16 protein-coding genes are annotated in these 19,970 nt (G+C 71.9%); 4 read left to right on the top strand and 12 right to left on the bottom strand.

Annotation, left to right across the window (positions count from 1 at the left end):
- Positions 1–35: 35 nt before the first annotated feature.
- The 9 genes from Air01nite_RS37920 to Air01nite_RS37880 all read right to left on the bottom strand — a co-directional run bounded on the left by Air01nite_RS37920 (position 36) and on the right by Air01nite_RS37880 (position 12,685).
- Positions 36–1,355, bottom strand: coding sequence for a nitric oxide synthase oxygenase (locus Air01nite_RS37920; protein ID WP_203708237.1), 1,320 nt, complete (start codon positions 1,353–1,355; stop codon positions 36–38).
- 243 nt (positions 1,356–1,598) lie between these two features.
- A complete protein-coding gene (gene rho / locus Air01nite_RS37915) occupies positions 1,599–3,608 on the bottom strand; it encodes a transcription termination factor Rho (protein WP_203708236.1) in 2,010 nt (669 codons plus the stop codon).
- A gap of 239 nt (positions 3,609–3,847) precedes the next feature.
- Positions 3,848–4,792, bottom strand: coding sequence for a homoserine kinase (gene thrB, locus Air01nite_RS37910; RefSeq protein ID WP_203708235.1), 945 nt, complete (start codon positions 4,790–4,792; stop codon positions 3,848–3,850).
- Positions 4,793–4,834: 42 nt separating this feature from the next.
- Complete coding sequence (locus Air01nite_RS37905) at positions 4,835–5,032, bottom strand: type II toxin-antitoxin system antitoxin (RefSeq protein ID WP_203708234.1); 198 nt, start codon at positions 5,030–5,032, stop codon at positions 4,835–4,837.
- Positions 5,033–5,051: 19 nt separating this feature from the next.
- The gene (locus Air01nite_RS37900; protein ID WP_203708233.1) at positions 5,052–5,900 is read right to left on the bottom strand and encodes an SPFH domain-containing protein; all 849 of its coding nucleotides are present in this window, start codon (positions 5,898–5,900) and stop codon (positions 5,052–5,054) included.
- A gap of 34 nt (positions 5,901–5,934) precedes the next feature.
- The gene (locus Air01nite_RS37895) at positions 5,935–7,161 is read right to left on the bottom strand and encodes an MFS transporter (RefSeq protein ID WP_203708232.1); all 1,227 of its coding nucleotides are present in this window, start codon (positions 7,159–7,161) and stop codon (positions 5,935–5,937) included.
- Positions 7,162–7,193: 32 nt separating this feature from the next.
- On the bottom strand, positions 7,194–10,472 hold the full coding sequence (locus Air01nite_RS37890; protein WP_203708231.1) for an efflux RND transporter permease subunit: 3,279 nt from the start codon (positions 10,470–10,472) through the stop codon (positions 7,194–7,196).
- Positions 10,473–10,579: 107 nt separating this feature from the next.
- A complete protein-coding gene (gene thrC / locus Air01nite_RS37885; RefSeq protein ID WP_203708230.1) occupies positions 10,580–11,629 on the bottom strand; it encodes a threonine synthase in 1,050 nt (349 codons plus the stop codon).
- Between the two features lie 57 nt (positions 11,630–11,686).
- The gene (locus Air01nite_RS37880) at positions 11,687–12,685 is read right to left on the bottom strand and encodes an ArsR/SmtB family transcription factor (protein WP_203708229.1); all 999 of its coding nucleotides are present in this window, start codon (positions 12,683–12,685) and stop codon (positions 11,687–11,689) included.
- Between the two features lie 106 nt (positions 12,686–12,791).
- Between Air01nite_RS37880 and Air01nite_RS37875 the strand changes: the two genes are divergently transcribed.
- The gene (locus tag Air01nite_RS37875) at positions 12,792–13,283 is read left to right on the top strand and encodes a tetratricopeptide repeat protein (protein ID WP_203708228.1); all 492 of its coding nucleotides are present in this window, start codon (positions 12,792–12,794) and stop codon (positions 13,281–13,283) included.
- Here Air01nite_RS37875 and Air01nite_RS37870 read toward each other — a convergent pair.
- The 3 genes from Air01nite_RS37870 to argS are packed head-to-tail and all read right to left on the bottom strand — an operon-like array spanning position 13,280 to position 17,639.
- Positions 13,280–14,572: a homoserine dehydrogenase gene (locus Air01nite_RS37870; RefSeq protein ID WP_203708238.1), complete on the bottom strand. Its 1,293-nt coding sequence runs from the start codon at positions 14,570–14,572 to the stop codon at positions 13,280–13,282. The two genes, Air01nite_RS37875 and Air01nite_RS37870, sit on opposite strands and share 4 nt — an antisense overlap.
- An 8-nt stretch (positions 14,573–14,580) precedes the next feature.
- Complete coding sequence (lysA, locus tag Air01nite_RS37865) at positions 14,581–15,966, bottom strand: diaminopimelate decarboxylase (protein ID WP_203708227.1); 1,386 nt, start codon at positions 15,964–15,966, stop codon at positions 14,581–14,583.
- 8 nt (positions 15,967–15,974) lie between these two features.
- The gene (gene argS / locus Air01nite_RS37860; protein WP_203708226.1) at positions 15,975–17,639 is read right to left on the bottom strand and encodes an arginine--tRNA ligase; all 1,665 of its coding nucleotides are present in this window, start codon (positions 17,637–17,639) and stop codon (positions 15,975–15,977) included.
- A 96-nt stretch (positions 17,640–17,735) separates the two neighbouring features.
- On the opposite strand from argS, the gene Air01nite_RS37855 reads away from it, so the two are divergent.
- From Air01nite_RS37855 to Air01nite_RS37845, 3 genes are read left to right on the top strand one after another with little or no spacing between them, the layout of a single operon-like run.
- Complete coding sequence (locus Air01nite_RS37855; protein ID WP_203708225.1) at positions 17,736–18,557, top strand: thioredoxin-like domain-containing protein; 822 nt, start codon at positions 17,736–17,738, stop codon at positions 18,555–18,557.
- A 3-nt stretch (positions 18,558–18,560) separates the two neighbouring features.
- Positions 18,561–19,220, top strand: coding sequence for a DUF305 domain-containing protein (locus Air01nite_RS37850; RefSeq protein ID WP_203708224.1), 660 nt, complete (start codon positions 18,561–18,563; stop codon positions 19,218–19,220).
- Between the two features lie 56 nt (positions 19,221–19,276).
- Positions 19,277–19,957 carry a COG3415 family protein gene (locus Air01nite_RS37845; protein ID WP_203708223.1) on the top strand — a complete coding sequence of 227 codons (681 nt, stop codon included), beginning with the start codon at positions 19,277–19,279 and terminating at the stop codon, positions 19,955–19,957.
- Positions 19,958–19,970 lie beyond the last annotated feature (13 nt).

Below are 19,970 nucleotides of genomic sequence, written 5' to 3'. Positions count from 1 at the left end.
TGCGCTGCCGGGTCCGCCGTTGCCTCCTCTGCGATCTAGTGCCGCACCGGGCAGGCTGGGCGCAGGGTCGGGGACGGGAGCATGCGGGACGGTGCCGCCGGCGGGATCGGCTGGGTCGGGATGCGGCGCTGCTGCTCCGGGGGTGCTGCCGGTGCCGTCTCCTCCGGGTGCGCCACGTGGGCGCGGTGGCCGTGGATGGCCAGGGCCCGGGCGTCCGCGTCCAGGTAGAAGTTCGGGCGCTCGTCGGACTCGCGGTAGTAGCGGTGGAACACCCCGGTCGCACCGCCGGACATCGGGGGCACGATCCAGCTCCAGTCCGCCGGCACCTCGCGGCCCGCCTTGGCCTCGTTGCCGATGTGCGCCAGGAAGCGGTCGGACTCGGTGTGGTGGTCGGTGATCTTCACGCCGACCCGCTCGAACGACCAGAGCACCGCGCGGTTGAGCTCGACCAGCGCGCGGTCGCGCCAGAGGGTCCGCGGCTTGGACGTGTCGAGGCCCATCATCTTGGCCACCACCGGCACCATGTTGTAGCGGTCCGGGTCGGCCAGGTTGCGGGCGCCGATCTCGGTGCCCATGTACCAGCCGTTGAACGGCGCCAGCGGGTAGTGCACCCCGCCGATCGTCAGCCGCATGTTGGAGATCGCCGGCACCGCGTGCCAGCGCAGGCCCAGCTCCGCGAACCACGCGTATTCCGGGTGCACCAGCGGCACCTCCAGCACCGCGCGTTCCGGCAGCTCGAACAGGCGGACACCGTGCGCCGGGGTCTCGATCGCGACCGGCAGCACGTCGAACGCGTCGCCCTTGCCCCGCCAGCCCAGGTCGCGCATCGACTCGGTGAACCGCACCGCCCGCGGGTCACCGGTCACGCCGCCGTTCACGTCGCGGTAGCCCGCATAGCGGATGAGTTGCTCGTTCCAGATCCGCGCATACGGGCGGCCGGGCTGCGCCTGCGGGAACACCGAGATCACCGGACGGATGGCGCCGGGCTCCCGGTTGGCCGCCGCGGTGCCGCCGGCCATGCACAGGTGCCGCACGATCAGGGCGAAGATCTCCTCGGGTGTGCGCGCCCGGCGCCGGTCGAGCACCACCAGGCTGCGCCAGTAGAGCCGGCCGATGCAGCGGCTCGAGTTGCGCCACGCGACCCGGGCGCCGTAGGCGAGCTCGTCAGGGGTGTGCACGTAGGTGCCGGTCGCGGCGATCTGTGCCCGGACCACGGCCAGCCGGGGCTCCACCGAGCCCAGCTTGCTGTTGTCGCCGTAGCACATCCGCAGGAACTCCTCCGCCTCGGCGAAGTCGACCGAGGCGTCCGGGTCCCACGTCTCGGGGGGCATATCACGGTAACCAGGTGTCGTCATCGCGCCTCCCAGATTGATGACGTCGTCACTCATGTCCCACCGCGCACGGTGATGCCGCCGCAGTCGGGGGGCAGCTCCCGGAGCGCAGTGTGAGCAGAGTTTCACCTGGGGTCATACGCAGATCGGACACCTTGTGCGATCGTCTGGTGCACGCGTGAGACACGCACCGGCCTGCGAAAACATGAAACCGGCCCTACCTGGGAAGGTAGGGCCGGTTTCAGGTTGTCGCGGTCGCGACCGGTGTCACTCTCCCGGCGTCGACTTGGCGATCGTGCGCAGGAACTCGATGTTGGTGCGGGACTGCTTGAGCCGGTCCAGCAGGAGGTCGATCGCCGCCTGCGACTCGAGCGAGTGCAGCACCTTGCGGAGCTTGTGCGTGATCGCCAGCTCCTCCGGCGCGAGCAGGATCTCCTCCTTGCGCGTGCTGGACGGGTGGATGTCGATCGCGGGGAACACCCGCTTGTCGGCGATCTTCCGGTCCAGCTTGAGCTCGGCGTTGCCCGTGCCCTTGAACTCCTCGAAGATGACCGTGTCCATCATGGAACCGGTCTCCACCAGCGCGTTGGCGATGATGGTCAGCGACCCGCCGTTTTCGATGTTGCGGGCCGCGCCGAGGAAGCGCTTCGGCGGATAAAGTGCCGTGGAGTCGATGCCGCCGGAGAGGATCCGGCCGCTCGCCGGGGCCGCCAGGTTGTAGGCGCGACCGAGGCGGGTGATCGAGTCGAGCAGCACGACCACGTCGTGGCCGAGCTCGACCAGCCGCTTGGCCCGCTCGATGGCGAGCTCGGCGACCGTGGTGTGGTCCTGCGGCGGCCGGTCGAACGTGGACGAGATGACCTCGCCCTTGACCGAGCGCTGCATGTCGGTGACCTCTTCGGGGCGCTCGTCGATGAGCACGACCATGAGGTGGACCTCGGGGTGGTTGCGGGTGATCGCGTTGGCGATCGCCTGCTGGATCATCGTCTTGCCGGCCTTGGGCGGCGACACGATCAGCGCGCGCTGCCCCTTGCCGATCGGCATGATCAGGTCGATGACCCGGGTGGTCAGGATGTGCGGCTCGGTCTCCAGCCGCAGGCGCTCCTGCGGGTAGAGCGGGGTCAGCTTGTAGAACTCGGGGCGGCGCTTGGCCTCCTCCGGGTCCATGCCGTTGACCGTGTCGAGCCGGACCAGCGGGTTGTACTTGTCGCGCCGCTGCTCGCCCTCGCGGGCCTGGCGGACGGCACCGGTGACGGCGTCGCCGCGCCGCAGGCCGTATTTCTTGACCTGGGACATGGAGACGTAGACGTCGTTGGGGCCGGACAGGTAGCCCGTGGTGCGGACGAACGCGTAGTTGTCGAGCACGTCGACGATGCCGGCGACGGGCACGAGGACGTCGTCGTCGGTGACCTGCGGGTCACGGCTCTCGCGGCCCTCACGGCTCTCGCCGCCCTCGCCACGCTCACCGCGGCCCCGCCGGCGGTCACGGAACCGGCTGCGCCGGCTCCGCCGGCCGCCGCCCTCGCCGTCGTCGTCGTCGGTGTCGACGTCACGCCCGTCGCGCTGGCCCGCGGACTGGCCGTCGCGGCGGCCGTCACCCTGGCCGTCGCCCCGGCGGTTGTCACGCTGGCCGCGCTCGTTGCGGTCACCCCGGTCGCCGCGGTCTCCCCGCTCACCGCGGTCACCGCGGTCGTTGCGGCCCGACCGCTCGTCGGTGCGCTCGCCGCGCTCGTGGCGGTCGCCACGGTCACGGCTCTCCCGCTCACCGCGCGAGTCACGCTCGCCCCGCGAGTCACGGTCGCCCCGGGAGTCGTCGCGCTCTTCACGCTCGTCGACCCGCGGCTCGACCGTCGCGGAAGCGGTGGCCGTCGCCCGGCTGCGCCGCGAACGACCGCCCTCGGCGGCCACGGCCGGCGCCTCGATGGTCGCCACCGCGGACTGCGCGCCCGAGGCGGCGGAACCCGATGACGTGGCCGCACCGGTCGGAGCGGTCTCGCCGGCGGCGGTCGCCGGTGCGGTGTCGGCGGCGGAGGCGGACTCCGACCGCGGCCGCGGCGTGCCGGCGGCGGCGCCGTTCTGACGCTCGGAGATCGCGGTGATCAGCTCACCCTTGCGCATCCGGGCGGTGCCGGAGATCCCGAGGGACGCGGCCAGGCTCTGCAGCTCCGGCAGGAGCATCGCGGACAGCCCGCTGCCGCGCCGGCGTCGGGTGCCGGTGGTCGTGGCGTCGTCAGCGACGTTGGTGACATCCGACGTCACGTCGGTGGTGTCGCTCAATGGATTCCTTCCCTCGATAGGCCGGGGCTGCCCGGGTTTGGGTAGATCAGGTGGCCGGGCGGCCTCGGTGCACCCGCCTCGCTTGACGCGTGGACGGGCTTAGCACGCCAACTCATCGCGGTGGCATGTGGTGCGGCGTAAGCCGAGGCAGGAAATTGACGGACTGACCGTCGATAGCTTCGGGGATGCGCCGCCCCGCAGATCGCATGCTTCGCGGCTGTGCTAGGTCTAGAGCGTAATCAACTCTTCCGACCTGCGGCAACAGGGGCCCGCTCGGCGTGTCCGAGTCTACCTGAACCAATCCTGGCGCCGGCTACGTCTATCGCCAACTCGACCACACGCCAATCTATTCCCAGGTCGAGGTCGTGCGGGGGGCTGGAAAGCGCCAGCACGGTCGGGCCGGCACCGCTGACCACGGCCGCCACTCCCCGGCCGCGCAGCTCATCGACGAGCGCCGCGGTGGCCGGCATGCCCGGCGCCCGGTAGCCCTGGTGGAGCCGGTCGGCGGTGGCCGGGAACAGCAGGTCAGGGGCCTCGGTGAGGGCGTGCACGAGCAGCGCCGCCCGACCCGCCGTGAAGGCCGCGTCGTGGTGCGGCACCGTCGCCGGCAACGCCGCCCGCGCGTGCGCGGTCAGCCCGCGGTCGGACGGGATGAACACGGTCGGCCGGATCCGTTCGTCGGGGGCCAGCCGCACCGCGTGAAATGCGTCCTCGGCGGACCAGGCGATCACGAACCCGCCGAGCAGGCACGGCGCGACGTTGTCGGGATGGCCCTCCAGCTGCGCGGCCAGCGCCAGCGCTCCGGCGTCGTCGAGCAGTGTGGTGCCGTCGCGGACCAGTGCGCGGGCGAGTTGCACTCCGGCCACGATCGCCGCCGACGACGAGCCGAGCCCGCGCGCCTGCGGGATGCGGTTGACGCACTCGATCGCCACGCCCGGCGGCTGGCCGCCGAGCCGCTCGAAGGTCGCCGCCATCGCGCGCGCGATCAGGTGGTCGGCGCCGGTCGGCAGCTCGCCGGCCCCCTCGCCGGCCACGTCGACGTGCCAGCCGCGGTCGGTGACCCACGCGGCGACGTCGTCGTGCAGGCCGAGGGCCAGCCCGAGCGCGTCGAACCCGGGACCGAGGTTGGCGCTGGTCGCCGGCACCCGGACCCGTCTGGCGCCGTCGACGAAGGTCACACCCATGCCCCGCACTCTAGAACGCGCCACCGACAAGATCCGGCGGGTTCAGGAGTCGTCCGCGGAGTGGGCATCTGCCTCCGCCTCCGCCGGCGCGCGGACCGGGCGGCCGGCCGCGCGCAGGGCCTGGCGCAGCGCGTACTCGATCTGCGCGTTGACGCTGCGCAGGTCGTCCGCCGCCCACCGGGCCAGCGCGTCGTAGACCTGTGGATCCAGCCGCAGCAACAGCTTCTTGCGCTCGGCCATGCCGAAATCCGCCCTGTCGTCAGTACAGCGTGCCCGCGTTGACCACCGGTGAGACGGCCCGGTCGCCGCAGAGCACCACCAGCAGGTTGGAGACCATCTGCGCCTTGCGCTCCTCGTCGAGCTCGACGACGTGCTGCTCGCTGAGCTTCTCGAGCGCGCCGGACACCATGCCGACCGCACCCTCGACGATCTTGTAACGGGCGGCCACGATGGCGGCTGCTTGCTGCCGCGCGAGCATGGCCTGGGCGATCTCCGGCGCGTAGGCCAGGTGGGTCACCCGCGACTCGAGCACCTCGACACCCGCGAGCGCGAACCGCTCGGCCAGCTCGGCGGTGAGCTGCTCACTGACCACAGTGGCGTCGCGCAGGCTGGTCGCGCCGCGCTCGTGCGCCTCGTAGGGATAGGTGGTGGCCATGTGCCGGACGGCGGCCTCGGCCTGCACCGCCACGTAGCGCACGTAGTCGTCGACGCCGAACGCGGCGTTGGCCGAGTCGACCACGCGCCACACCACCACCGCGCCGATCTCGACGGGGTTGCCGTCGGCGTCGGACACCTTGAGCTTCTGCGTCTCGAAGTTGCGCACCCGCAGCGTGATCCGGCGCCGGGTCGTCAGCGGCCAGGTCCAGAAGAACCCGGCGTCGCGGACCGAGCCGACGTAACGACCGAAGAACTGCACGACCTGCGCGTCGTTGGGGTTGACCACGACGAACCCGGTCACGCCGAGGACCACGACGACGCCGAGCACGATCGCCACCGCGACGGTCGCCGGACTCGGCACCGCGACGCCGATCACCACCGCCACCGCTGCCAGCACGAGCACCAGCAGCAACGCGAGAAAGCCGGGCAGCCGGAAGGCTCGCTTCTCCATCGATACCCTCCTAGGTAGTATCAGAGTGATATCACTACGATACCGCGGGAGCGCTCGTCAGCGAAAGCCGCCGGGTGGCCAGCCACCAGCCGACCGCGTAGACGAGGGTCACCGCACCGCAGCCGGCGAGGATCACCCGCTCGTCGAGGCTGTCCACCACCGTCGCCACGCCGAGTTGGCTGACCGAGACCGCCAGCGTGGCCAGCATCAGGTCCGTGGCGAACACCCGGCCCCGCAACCGGTCCGGCACCTCGGTCTGCAGGGCGTAGTTGGACATCGTCCAGTTGCTGCCGGCGGCGAAGTGGGCCAGGAAGACCAGCACGAGCACGAGCGGGAACCAGGTCAGGACCGAGACACCGAGGTACGCGAGCCCGTAGGTCGACATCGACAGCGCGAGCCCCGGCAGCAGCAGCGCGCGTCGGGTCAGCAACGGCCGCAGCGCGAACGGCCCGACCAGCGCGCCCAGCCCGCGCAGCGCGAACAGCAGCCCGGCGCCGATCGGCCCGGCACCGTAGACGCCGGCGAGCAGCGGGAACACCGTGAGCACCCCGTTGCCGAGGCCGACCGCCGACTTCACGGTGACCAGCGCCCGCACGGTCGGGCGGGCGGCGATGTAGCGCAGCGCCTCACCGATCGCGGCGAGCGCCCGCGCCGGCGGCTCGGCGGCGTCCCGCGGCGCCTGCAGCGGCACCCGGATCCGGGCGGCCAGCACCGCCGCGCCGACCAGCGTCACCGCGGCGATCCAGAAGCAGGCGTACGGGCTGAGCACCGCGGTGAGGATGCCGCCGAGCGAGGCGCCGAGGACGGCCATCGTGCCCCACGCCGAGCCGGCGAGGGTGGTGGCCAGGCCCAGGTCCTCGGTTCTGACCACATTGGGCAGCGCGGCCGACGCGGCCGGCGAGTAGAAGCCCTTGGCCACCGCCATCCCGCCGACCACGGCGATGGCCAGCCAGGCCGTGCCCGGGGTGCGCACCAGCAGGAGGAGCAGGAGCACCGCGAGGCACGCCAGGTTGGCGGAGACCATGACCCGCTTGCGGTCGAGCCGGTCCGCGATCGTCCCGGCGTACGGCAGCACCAGCGCGGTGCTCCCGGTGTCGGCGGCCAGCACGAAGGCGCCCCAGGTCCCGCTGCCGGTCAGCTCCGGCAGGAGCACCAACAGCGGCACCATGACGAACCAGTCGGCGCCGAAGACGACGAGTTCCGCGACGAACAGTCGGCGGAAGTCGGGGTTGCGGACCAGAAGCGAAAGGAGCGGGGGCACTCCGAGAAGTTACCCCCGCTCCCGCACCGTCCTCAGTCCTCGCTCGGCGGCCGCGGCCGGTTGCGCGGCAGGCGGAGCACCTCGAACTGGTCGGTGCCCTCGAACAGGGCCGCGGACGGCCGGCTCGGGTCCGGGTCCGCGGTGCGCTGCAACGGCGAGCCGGCCGGCGTGGCGACCTGGTTGGGCGCCACATCGTCGAAGTTCTTCCGCCCGTGCCCGTTGGTCGACGGGTCCGGCCCGGTGCCGGCCGCACCGGCCCGGCGCAGCCGGAACCGCTCCTTGGTGCCCTCGACCATCGTGTAGAGCGTCGGCACCAGCACCAGCGTCAGCAGGGTCGAGGTGACCAGACCGCCGATCACGACGATGGCCAGCGGCTGCGAGATGAAGCCGCCCTCGCCGGTGAGGCCCAGCGCCATCGGCAGCAGCGCGAAGATCGTCGCCACCGCGGTCATCAGAATCGGCCGCAGCCGGCGCCGGCCGCCCTCGATCACCGCGTCCCGCACGCTCATGCCCTGGTCCCGGTACTGGTTGATCAGGTCCATCAGCACGATCGCGTTGGTGACCACGATGCCGACGAGCATCAGCATGCCGATCAGGGCCGGCACGCCCAGCGGGGTGCCGGTCAGCAGCAGCAGGCCGATCGCGCCGGTAGCCGCGAACGGCACCGACACGAGCAGGATCAGCGGCTGCACGAGGCTGCGGAAGGTGGCCACCATGATCACGAAGACGATCGCGATGGCTGCCAGCACCGCGGTGATCAGGTCACCGAAGGCGTCCGCCTGGTCGGCGCTGACGCCGCCGATCTCCCACGTCGCGCCGCCCGCCAGGGTCAGACCGTCGAGCCGCTTGGTCAGCTCCGTGGTCGTCTTGCCCAGGTTGGAGCCGGTCGCGGTGCCGGTGATGGTGACGCTGCGCTCGCCGTCGATCCGGTCGATCGCCACCGGCCCGTCGACGCTCTCCACCGTGGCCACCTGGCCGAGGGTCAGCGGCCGGCCGTTGCGCTGCACGCCGACCGTCAGCGCGCGGATCTGGTCGACGGTGGTCGGCGCGACGCCGCTCTGCACGACCACGTCGACGCGCTCGCCGTCGACGCTGATCTGGCCGGCCGGTGCGCCGCGCATCGCGGCGGAGACGAACTGGCCGAGCGACGCGTCGGTCAGCCCGAAGGTGGTGGCCAGCGAACGCTGGAGCTTGATGTCGAACCGGGTCGAGCTCTCGGAGAGCCCGCTCTGCACGTCGACCACGCCCGGCGTGTCGGCCAGCGCGGCCCGCACCTGCTCGGCCCCTGCGGCGAGCGCGTCCTGGTCGGACGCGCGGACCACGACCGCGAGCTGGTCGGCCTGCGCGGAGTTGCCGCCGCCGAAGGTGAACTCGCCGGCGTCGGACAGCTTGCCGACCTCGTCGCGGAGCTTCGCCTCGACGTCCTTGGACTCGACACCCTCGCGCAGGGTCAGCGAGTAGGTGGCCGTGCGGCCGCCCGCCGCGCCTTCCCACGGCAGCCCGGAGCCGCCGGCGGTGACCTGGTAGGACTCGACACCGTCGGTGCGGGCCAGGATCGACTCGACCCGCTTGGCGGCCTCGTCGGTCTGCGCCAGGCCGCTGCCGATCGGCAGCTCCTCGCTCATCGACAGGGTGTTGCCGCCGCTGTCGTCGAGGAAGTTGGTCTCCAGCCGGGTGCCGAGCGCGAACGTGCCGATCAGCACCACGAGGCCGATGGCGACCGTGGCCCAGCGGCGCGCGGTGGCGAACCGCACCACCGGCACGTACGCCCGCTGCAACGGGTTGTCGCGCTCCTTGGCCTCGGCCTGCGCGCGCACCCGCTCGTCGTCGGCGCCCGCGCCGGCCGGGCGCAGGAACCAGTACGCGAGCACCGGCACGACGGTGAGCGAGACGAGCAGCGAGGCCAGCAGCGCGACGGTGACGGTGATCGCGAACGGTGCGAAGAGCTGCCCGACGAAGCCGCCGACCAGCGCGATCGGCGCGAACACGGCGACCGTGGTCAGCGTCGACGCGGTCACCGCACCGGCCACCTCACGGACGCCGAGGAGGATCGCGGTGCGTTTGGCCTCGCCGTACCCGAGATGTCGTTTGATGTTCTCCAGGACGACGATCGAGTCGTCGACCACCCGGCCCACCGCGATGGTCAGCGCGCCGAGCGTGAGCAGGTTGAGCGAGTAGTCGCCGAGGTAGAGCACGATCAGCGCGACCAGCACGGACAGCGGGATCGAGACCGCGGTGACCAGCGTGGACCGCACCGAGAGCAGGAAGACCAGGATCACGATCACGGCCATCACGAGGCCCAGCAGGCCTTCGGTGGTCAGGCTGTCGATCGAGGACTCGACGAACGGCGCCTGGTCGAAGACCACGCTCAGCTCGGAGTTGACCGTCGTGCCGAGGTCGCCGAGCTGGTCGCGGACCGCGTGCGAGATCTCCACGGCGTTGCTGTCCGGCGAGCCGAAGATCTCGATGCCGAGGCTGGCCGTGCCGTTGGTGCGGGTGAACGAGGTGGCGGGCGCGAGGTCCTGCGCCACGTCGGCGACGTCGCCGAGCCGGGCCGGCGGGCTGGGCGAGGTGGCCGGCAGGTAGAGGTCCTTGAGGGCGTCCAGCGAGTCGATCTGGCCGCCGGTCTGCACCGAGTACGTCTTGTCGCCGTCGCTGATCGAGCCGGCGGGGATGGTCACGCCGTTGGCCTGCAGGGCCGTGGGGATCGCGACCGGGCTCACCCTGGCCGCGGCCAGCTTCGCCGGGTTCGGCGTGATCTTGACGATCTGCTCGCGGGCGCCGGAGACGTTGACCGTGCGGACCCCGTCGACGCTCTCCAACTCGGGCAGCACCTGGGTGCGCAGCCGGTCGGCCAGCGCGCGCTCGTCGTCGCGGATGGTCGCGGCGAGCACGAGCACCGGCAGGTCGTCGGTGCTGCCGGCGAACACCGTCGGGTCGACGTTGTCGGGCAGCTGCGGGCGGATCCGGTTGATCGCCGTCTGCATCTGGTTGACGGCACTGTCGAGGTCGGTGCCGAACTCGTACTCGACCTGGACGGTCGCCGAACCCTCGCGGCTGGTCGAGTTGACCTTCGACAGCCCGTCGATGCCCTGGATGCTGTTCTCCAGCGGCTCGGTGACCTGTTGCTCGACCACCTCGGGCGAGGCGCCGGGGTAGGTCGCGATGATGAACGCGCCCGGGAACTCCAACGACGGCAGGAGCTGTTGCTTCAGCTGGGGCAGGGTGAAAACGCCGAACAGGGTGATGACCACCGCGATCAGCGCGACGAGGCCCCGGTTGGCAAGACTGAGCCGGGCGAGTAGCGACATGCGGACGATTTTGGCCTAGCCGCTTGTCCCCGTTCCGCGCGGGGTGCGAAGGAACGGTCCCTTATTAACGCTTTCCGCAGAGGAACGGTCCGTTGTTAACGTCCGGCTTACGCGAGGTCGAGCGCGCGGGCCGCGATCAGCACGTCGTTGCGGATCGTCGTCGGTGACGGAGCCGTCGAGATCGCCCACTCCGGGTCCTTGAGCCCGTGCCCGGTGACCGTGCAGACCACCGTCGCGTCGCGCGGAATGAGCCCGGCGTCGGCGCTCTGCAGCAGACCCGCGACGCTGGCCGCGCTGCCCAACTCGACGAACACGCCGACCTCGCGGGCCAGCATCCGGTAGGCGGCCAGGATCTCCCGGTCGGTCACCGCGTTGATCAGACCGCCGGACTGCTCGCGGGCGTCGACGGCCTTGGTCCAGCTCGCCGGGTTGCCGATGCGGATCGCGGTGGCGATCGTCGAGGGCTCGCGGACCACGCTGCCGGTCACGATCGGCGCGGCACCGGAGGCCTGGAAACCGAACATCCTGGGTGCGCGGGTGGCCCGACCGGCCTGCGCGTCCTCCTGGTAGCCCATCCAGTAGGCGGCGATGTTGCCGGCGTTGCCGACCGGGAGGCAGTGGATGTGCGGCGCGTCGCCGAGCGCGTCGACGATCTCGAAGGCCGCCGTCTTCTGCCCGTGCAGGCGGTCGACGTTGACGGAGTTGACCAGCGCGACCGGGTATTCGACCGCCAGCTTCGAGGCGAGCCCGAGGCAGTCGTCGAAGTTGCCGGCGACCTGGAGCAGCTTGGCGCCGTGCACCAGGGCCTGGGCCAGCTTGCCGAGGGCGATCTTGCCCTGCGGCACGAGCACCGCGCAGGTCAGCCCGGCGCGTGCGGCGTACGCGGCGGCGGAGGCGCTGGTGTTGCCCGTCGAGGCGCAGATGATCGCCTTGTTGCCGGCCTCGACGGCCTTGGACACGGCGACGGTCATGCCGCGGTCCTTGAAGGACCCGGTCGGGTTGGCGCCCTCGACCTTGAGGAACACCTCGGCGCCCGTGCGCGAGGAGAGCACCGGCGCGGGCAGCAGGGGCGTGTTGCCTTCGTGGAGCGTGACCACCGGAGTGTCGTCGGTGACCGGCAGCCGGTCGCGGTAGGCGTCGATCAGTCCGCGCCACATGGCGTTCTCCTCGTGAAGGAAGCGTCACCGCCAGCGTAGGCGCACGCTAAGTGATCTTCACCGGCCGGTTCGCTGTTTCCACCGCTCGGGACGGTTGACCACCCCACTCCCGAGCGCGGTGCGCCGGTAGCGGATCTCGTGCCGGTGACGCTCGCCGACCACGAGCCCCGCCTCCCGCAGGACGCTCAGGTGCTCCGAGACGGTGGCCGGTGCCAGCGCGTGCCGGTGCGCGAGCGTGCTCGTGGTGGCGGGCTCGCTCAAACCGATCAACAGCGCCGCTCGGGTACGTCCGATGAGGCGCCCGAGCGCGGCGTCCGGTGTGCCACGCGGCTGGTGCCAGAGGCTTCCCGTGCCGCGGGCCGGGTAGATCACGGTCGGCTGCCACGGCTCGTCGAGCACGACGACGACCTGGTCCCACTTGAACGCGCTCGGCATCAGCACGAGTCCGGCGCCGGCGAGGTCGCGGTGGTCGTCGTCGCCGCGCGCCCGCGTGAGGGTGTTGTCGTGCCACCGCAGGGTCGGGTGCAGTTCGGCGAAGAGCCGGTCCAGGCCACCGTCGGCGAGCCGCCGGGTCTGGAAGCTGACGTCGGCGTCGAGCAGGGCCCGGACCCGTGGCCAGCCGGGCTCGACGAGGTCGTGCCAGGCGGCGCGGATCAGGTCGGTGAGCGTCGCGAGGACCGTCGCCGGATCGCCGCGGAGGCGCCGGCCGACCTCGCTGTCGGCCGCGCCCGGTGTGTCCGCCAGCGAGCGCTCGATCTCCGCCGCCACCCGGTCGGGCGGCGTGGCGGCGATCCGGGCCAGGTCGTCGTCGAAGGTGGCCTGCGGGCCGGCCGGCGGCGGCGACAGGAAGTCCGGGGTGTAGCCGCGCCGGGGCTGCAGCAGCGTGATCGGGCGCAGGTCTCGCCCGGCGGGTCGATCGGCCAGCCAGCGCGCGTGCGGTCCCGGCGACTCGGCCGGCAGCGTGAGCCGGATCGCCGACAGCGTCTCGAACGCGGGCGAGATCGCGAAGCGGCAGCGCAGCAGGTCGGCGGCGGTGAACCGCAGGGTGGCCGCCAATGCTCTCCTCAGGAAGGTTCGGCGGTGGCCGAATCACTGGTGGCGAGTGTAGCCGTCCGCCCAGGATGGGCCGACCTTTGCGAGCCGCTGGAGACGGAGACCTGAGATGACCGAGATCACCGCCGACTGGGAGAGTCGGGTCGCGCGGGCCTGGGCCGCGCTGGACGACCACGCCCCGGACGAGTTCGTGCGCCTGATCGGCGACCTCGCGGCCGAGCTGCCGGCCGACAGCGCCGTCGGGCTGTTCGAGCGGGCCTGCGCCTGGGATTCGACCGGGCATTCCGACAAGGCCGTCCCGCTCTACCGGCGGGCGCTCGAGGTCGGGCTCACCGGAATCCGGCGCCGCCGGGCGGTGATCCAGATGTCCAGCTCACTGCGGAACATCGGCCGGGCGCAGGAGAGCGTGGCGCTGCTGACCGCCGAGCGGGCCGCGGGCAGCGACGAACTCGACGACGCGGTGGCCGCGACGCTCGCGCTGGCGCTGGTCGACGTCGGCCGCGAGCGGGAGGCCGTCTCGGTCGCGGTGGCCGCCCTGGCCCCGCACCTGCCGCGCTACCAGCGCTCGATGGCCAACTACGCCCGGCTGCTGATCTCCTAAGCGCCGCCCTCGACGCGGAGGACGCTGGCGATGGCGCGGACGGTGTCGAGGCCCCGCAGCTCCTCCACCGTCGCGGCCAGGGCCGCGTCGGGGGCGCCGTGGGTGACGATCACCAGGACCGCGTCGTCGCCTCGGCCCGACTGGCGGACCGTGGCGATCGAGACGTCGTGCTTGGCGAAGATGCCGGCGACCGTGGCCAGCACGCCCGCGCGGTCGGCGACGTCGAGGCTCACGTGGTAGCGGGTGACGGCCTCGCCCATCGGGCGGATCGGCAGGGCCGCGTACGCGGACTCGCTCGCCGCCCGCGTGCCCGCGAGGTGGTTGCGGGCCACCGCGACGATGTCGCCCAGCACCGCGCTCGCGGTCGGCGCGCCGCCCGCGCCCCGGCCGTAGAACATGAGCTGGCCCGCCGCCTCGGCCTCGACGAACACCGCGTTGAACGCGTCGCCGACGCTGGCCAGCGGGTGGCTGCTGGGGATCATCGCCGGGTGCACCCGGACGCTGACCGACGGCCGGCCGTCGCTGTCGAGCGCGCGGGTGGCGATGCAGAGCAGCTTGATCGTGCAGCCCATCTGCTTGGCGCTGGCCACGTCCCGGGCGGTCACCGCGGTGATGCCCTCGCGGTAGACGTCGGCCGCTCCGACCCGGGTGTGGAAGGCCAGCGACGCCAGGATCGACGCCTTGGCCGCCGCGTCGAAGCCCTCGACGTCGGCGGTCGGGTCGGCCTCGGCGTAGCCGAGCGCGGTCGCCTCCTCCAGCGCCTCCTCGAAGCCGGCGCCGGTGGCGTCCATCGCCGAGAGGATGAAGTTGGTGGTGCCGTTGACGATGCCGGTGACCCGGTTGATCGTGTCGCCCTGCAGCGACTCGCGCAGGGGCCGCAGCAGCGGGATCGCGCCCGCGACGGCCGCCTCGTAGTAGAGGTCGGCGCCGCCCTCGGTGGCCGCGTCGTGCAGGGTGCCGCCGTCCTCGGCGAGCAGGGCCTTGTTGGCGGTGACCACGCTCTTGCCGGCCCGCAGCGCCTCGACCAGCCAGGTGCGCGCCGGCTCGATGCCGCCGACCACCTCGACCACGACGTCGACGTCCTCGCGCTTGACCAGGCCGAGCGCGTCGGTGGTGAACAGGCCCGGGTCGACCGGCAGGTCGCCGCGGTCACGCCCGGGGCGCCGGACCGCGATGCCGACGATCTCGAGCGGCGCGCCGACCCGTGCGGTCAGGTCGGCGGCCTGCTCGTGCAGCAGGCGGACGACCTCGGTGCCCACGGTTCCGCAGCCCAGCAGGGCCAGGCGCACGCTCTTACTCATCCCACATCCAATGCGAGGAGGTCTTCTTCGGTCTCGCGCCGGACGATCACCCGTGCCGTCCCACCGCGGACGGCGACCACCGGTGGCCGGGGCACGTGGTTGTAGTTGCTGGCCATGCTCCGGCAGTAGGCGCCGGTGCCGGGGACAGCGAGAAGATCTCCGGGCTGCACGTCAGCGGGCAGGAATTCATCCTTAACAACGATGTCCCCGGACTCACAATGTTTTCCCACCACCCGGGCAAGGATCGGGTCGGCGGTGGAGGCCCGGCCGGCGATCGTCGCCGAGTAGGAAGCGCCGTACAACGCGGTACGGATGTTGTCGCTCATCCCGCCGTCGACGCTGACGTACGTCCGGAGGCCGTCGACGTCCTTGACGGTGCCGACCTCGTACAGCGTGAACATCGCCGGACCGACGATGGCCCGGCCGGGCTCGACGGAGAGCTTGGGCGTGGCCAGGCCGAGCGCCGCGCACTCGTCGTCGACGATCTTGATCATGCGCTCGGCGAGATCGGCCGGTGCGGCCGGGTCGTCCTGGGTCGTGTAGGCGATGCCGAACCCGCCACCGAGGTCGATCTCGGGCAGCTCGACACCCCGCGCGTCGCGCACCTGGGCCTGCAGCGCGAGCACGCGCCGGGCGGCGACCTCGAACCCGCTGGCGTCGAAGATCTGCGAGCCGATGTGCGAGTGCAGGCCGCGCAGGTCCAGCACGTCGTCGTCGAGGATCTTGGCGACGGCCTTGAACGCCGCTCCCCCGCCGACCGAGAAGCCGAACTTCTGGTCCTCGTGCGCGGTCGCGATGAACTCGTGGGTGTGCGCCTCGACGCCGACGGTGACGCGTACCAGAACGGGTTGCCTGATGTTCCTGTCTTGCGCGAGCGCGGTCAGCCGGTCGATCTCGTCGAACGAGTCGACGATGATCCGGCCCACGCCCGCGTCGAGCGCCCGCTCCAGCTCGGAGACCGACTTGTTGTTGCCGTGGAAGCCGATCCGCTGGGGCGGCATGCCGGCCGCCAGCGCGGTGGCCAGCTCGCCGCCGGTGCAGACGTCGAGGAACAGGCCCTCCTCCGCGATCGCCCGCACCACGGCCCGGCAGAGGAACGCCTTGCCGGCGTAGTAGACGTCGTGCCCGGCGAACGCGGCCTTGAACGCGCGGGCCCGGGCCCGCAGGTCGTCCTCGTCGAGCACGTACGCGGGTGTGCCGTGCTCCGCCTGGATGTCCTGGACGCCGAGCCCGCCGACGGTCAGCACACCGGCGCCGTCGCGGGTCACGCCGCTCGGCCAGAGCTCTGGCACCAGTGCGTTGACATCGTCGGGGGTACGCAGCCAGGCGGGCCCCCGGTTGCCGAGCTCGCCGTGCAGCGCGCCGGCTTCGTGCGCCCTCATGTTCCTTGTTACATCCGTTCAGGTGCGGTGACGCCGAGCAGCCCCAACCCGTTGGCGATCACAGTGCGGGTGGCGTCGTTGAGCCACAGGCGCGCGCGGTGCGTGTCGGTGATCTCCTCGTCGCCCCGGGGCAGGATCCGGCAGTTGTCGTAGAACCGGTGGTAGGCACCGGCCAGGTCCTCTAGGTAGCGCGCCACCCGGTGGGGCTCGCGCAGCTCGGCCGCGGCGGTGACCACGGCCGGGTAGTCGCCCAGCGACTTGAGCAGCTCGAGCTCCTTCTCGTGGTCGAGCAGCTCGGGGTGGAAGCCGTCGGCCGTGCCGCGGGTCAGCCCGACCTCGGCGGCGTTGCGGCCGACGCTCGCGGTGCGGGCGGCCACATATTGCACGTAGTAGACCGGGTTGTCCCGGGTGGACCGCGTCCACAGGTCGACGTCGATGTCGATCGGGGAGTCGGTGGAGAAGCGCGCCAGCGCGTACCGGGCGGCGTCGACGCCGATCCTGTCGACCAGGTCCTCCAGGGTCAGCGTGGTGCCGGCGCGCTTGGACATCCGCAGCGCCTCCCCGTTCTCCACGAGGTTGACCAGCTGACCGATGAGGATTTCCAGGTTGGTGTCGGGGTCGTCGCCGAAGCACGCCGACATCGCCCGCATCCGGCCGACGTAGCCGTGGTGGTCGGCGCCGAGCATGATGACGACCCGGTCGAAGCCGCGCTCGCGCTTGTCGAGGTAGTAGGCGCAGTCGCCGGCGAAGTAGGTCCAGTCGCCGTCGGACTTGCGCAGCACGCGGTCCTTGTCGTCGCCGAAGTCGGTGGTGCGCAGCCAGACCGCGCCGTCCGCCTCGAAGATGTGGCCCTCGGCGCGCAGCCGCTCCAGCGCGAGGTCGAGCTCGCCCTCGTCGTGCAGTTGCTTCTCGTTGAAGTAGACGTCGAAGTGCACGCCGAAGTCGGCCAGCGACGACTTGATCTCGTCGAACATGATGTTGACGCCGGCGACCCGGAAGATCTCCAGGCTCTCCGGCTCGGGCGCGTTCGCGGCGTCCGCGTGGTCCTTGAGGACCATGTTCGCGATCTCGCCGATGTAGGCGCCCCGGTAGCCGTCCTCGGGCGCCGGCTCGCCCAGGGCGGCGGCGCGCAGCGACCGGGCGAACCGGTCGATCTGGGAGCCGGCGTCGTTGAAGTAGTACTCGGTGGTGACGCCGGCGCCGGCCGCCCGCAGGAGTCGGCTCAGCGCGTCGCCGACGGCCGCCCAGCGGACACCGCCGATGTGCACCGGGCCGGTCGGGTTGGCCGAGACGAACTCGAGGTTGACCCGCTGGCCGGCGAAGCGCTCGCTGTGCCCATAGGCCTCGCCAGCCTCGACCACCACGCGGGCGAGCTGACCAGCGGCGGCGGCGTCGAGCCGGATGTTGAGGAAGCCCGGCCCGGCGATCTCTACCGATTTGATGCCTGGCGTCCGGCCGAGCTGGTCGGCGAGCTCCGCGGCCAGCTCGCGCGGCGGCACGCCGCTCTTCTTGGCCAGCTGTAGTGCCAGCGTGGAGGCGTAGTCGCCGTGCTCGGGGTTGCGGGGTCGCTCGACCGCCGTGCTGATGGGCAGCATTGACGAATCAAGGCCGCGTGCGGTGAAGACAGCGCGTGCGGCGGCGAGCACGACCTCGGCGAGCTTGGCGGGAGTCACTGATCCATGCTAGCGGGGGTAGACTCTGTCACTCGGTGGCGACCCTGCGCGCCCGATGATGCATCCCCCCATCACCGACCGAACTGACGAGGCACCATGAGCATCAGCACTCCGGCCGGCGACTCGAGCCGTCAGACAGCGCCGCCCGCCGCCAAGAAGGCCACGGCCGGCGCGGGCCGCCCACCAGCCGCCCGCGGCGGCACCCGCGGTTCCGGTGGTTCCGGCGGCCGCCCGGTCAACAAGGGTGGCAAGCCCGGGGGCGGTGGCCGCCCCCGCAAGCCGGTCACCCCGGTCAAGGTCAGCCAGGGCCGCAGCTGGGGCCCGATCGCGCTGTTCACCGCGGTCGGCGTGATCGCCGCGGCGATCATCGGCTACGGCGTCTACGCCGTCACGGTCGGCCCGCAGACCTGGCAGGAAAAGGCCGAGGGCATCTCCGGGATCTCCGACTTCCGCAAGACCGACCCCACGCTGGTCGACACGCGGTCGCACAAGAGCGGCTCGATCCAGTACGCGCAGCTGCCCCCGGTCGCCGGCGACCACAACGTGAGCTGGCAGAACTGCATGGGCGACGTCTACGACGCGCAGATCGCCAACGAGAACGCCGTGCACAGCCTCGAGCACGGTGCGGTCTGGGTCACCTACCGGCCTGACCTGCCCAAGGACCAGGTGGACACGCTCGCGTCCAAGATCCAGGGTCAGGAATACACGATGATGAGCCCCTTCCCGGGGCTCGACAAGGCGATCTCGCTGCAGGCCTGGGGCTACCAGCTCAAGGTCGACAACGCCGGCGACTCGCGGATCGACGAGTTCATCCGCGCGCTGCGCGTCAACGCCTCGCAGGAGCCTGGCGTCGGCTGCTCGGGCGGCGTGACCGCGACGGGCACCACTCCCCGGGAGCTCCAGCAGCAAGGGCAGTGATCAATGAGCACGACGTACGACGCCGCGGTGGACGACGTTTCCGTTGAAGCTCCGCCACCGCGGCGCTGGCGCCCGCTGACCGTCACGGCTGCCGCCATGGCGGTCGCGCTGGCGCTGGTCGTCGCCTTCGGCGCGGGGTGGTTCGCGCACGCGCGCAACCACCCCGGCGAGGGCTCGGTGGAGGCGGGCTTCGCCCGCGACATGTCGTCCCACCACGCCCAGGCCGTCGAGATGGCGATGCTCGCGCTCGACAAGAGCCAGCAGCCAGACCTGCGCCTGCTGGCCGGCGAGATCGCGCAGGCGCAGCAGGCCCAGATCGGCATGATGCAGACCTGGCTGCGGTCGTGGGGCCTCCAGCCCACCGGCCACGAACCGCCGATGTCCTGGATGACGGACGGCGCGAGCCTCATGCAGAACGGCCTCATGCCGGGCATGGCCAGCGCCGCCGACATGACCGCGCTGCGCAACGCGACGGGCGGCGAGTTCGACCGGCTCTTCCTGCGCCTGATGCAGCAGCACCACCTGGGCGGCATCCACATGGTCGACGGCGTGCTCGCCGAGACCTCCGAGCCCGACGTGGTCTGGCTGGCGCAGTCCATGGCCAAGAACCAACGCTCGGAACTGGAGTTCATCCAGCAGATCATCACCAAGATCGGTGCTTAGCGTAGTTTTCTGACTACCTTGCGCTACCTCTTGTGCGTGGTCGTCGTTGACCTGACATGGGGGCGCTCCTAGATCCGCGCGGCTCGGCGCTGAGCTGGTGCCGCCGCGAACGCATCGGCGGCGACGGCGCCCTGGCCGCCGGCCCCCGCACGGGCCGGCCGGTGGGGCTCACCCGCACACAGGAGATGGCCCTGATCGACGCGATCCGCGGGCGCTTCCCCGCGGACTTCGACCTGCCGGGTGACCTGTGGACCCGGCGCTCGGTCACGGCCCTGACCGCGGCGCTGACAGGCCTGACGCTGGCCCCCGTCCGGGTGACCCGCCTGCTGACGGCCTGGGGCGCGGTGGCCAGGGACCCGGCCGAGCGCGCCTGCCCGATGTGCGCGGGCGCGGTCGCCCGCTGGATCACGACGGCCTACCCGGTGGTCGCTCGAACGGCCGCGACCCACCGCGCGGACCTGCACTGGATCGGCCGCGCACGGCTCTGCGGCGTGGCGCCGGCAGCGGACCTGGTGTCGTCGGTCGCCGGCAGCGCGGGCCGGCTGCGCGTCGCCTTCACGATCGTCACCGGCGGCCCGTCGGCGGCACTCCCCCGCGACTTCCTGTCGCGCCTGAGCCCCGGCCGCACCGCACACGCGATCGTCGACGGCACCTGGGCGACGTGGCAACTACCGCGCCGAATGCCGTCGCGGGTCGTGCTCCACCCGATGCCGAGCTGCGAGCGAACGTTCGCCTAGGGACTGTCCTGCC

The organism is Asanoa iriomotensis, assembly GCF_016862515.1.
In the GTDB taxonomy this organism is placed as follows: Bacteria; Actinomycetota; Actinomycetes; order Mycobacteriales; family Micromonosporaceae; genus Asanoa; species Asanoa iriomotensis.
This window is presented reverse-complemented; position numbering and strand designations above follow the sequence as displayed.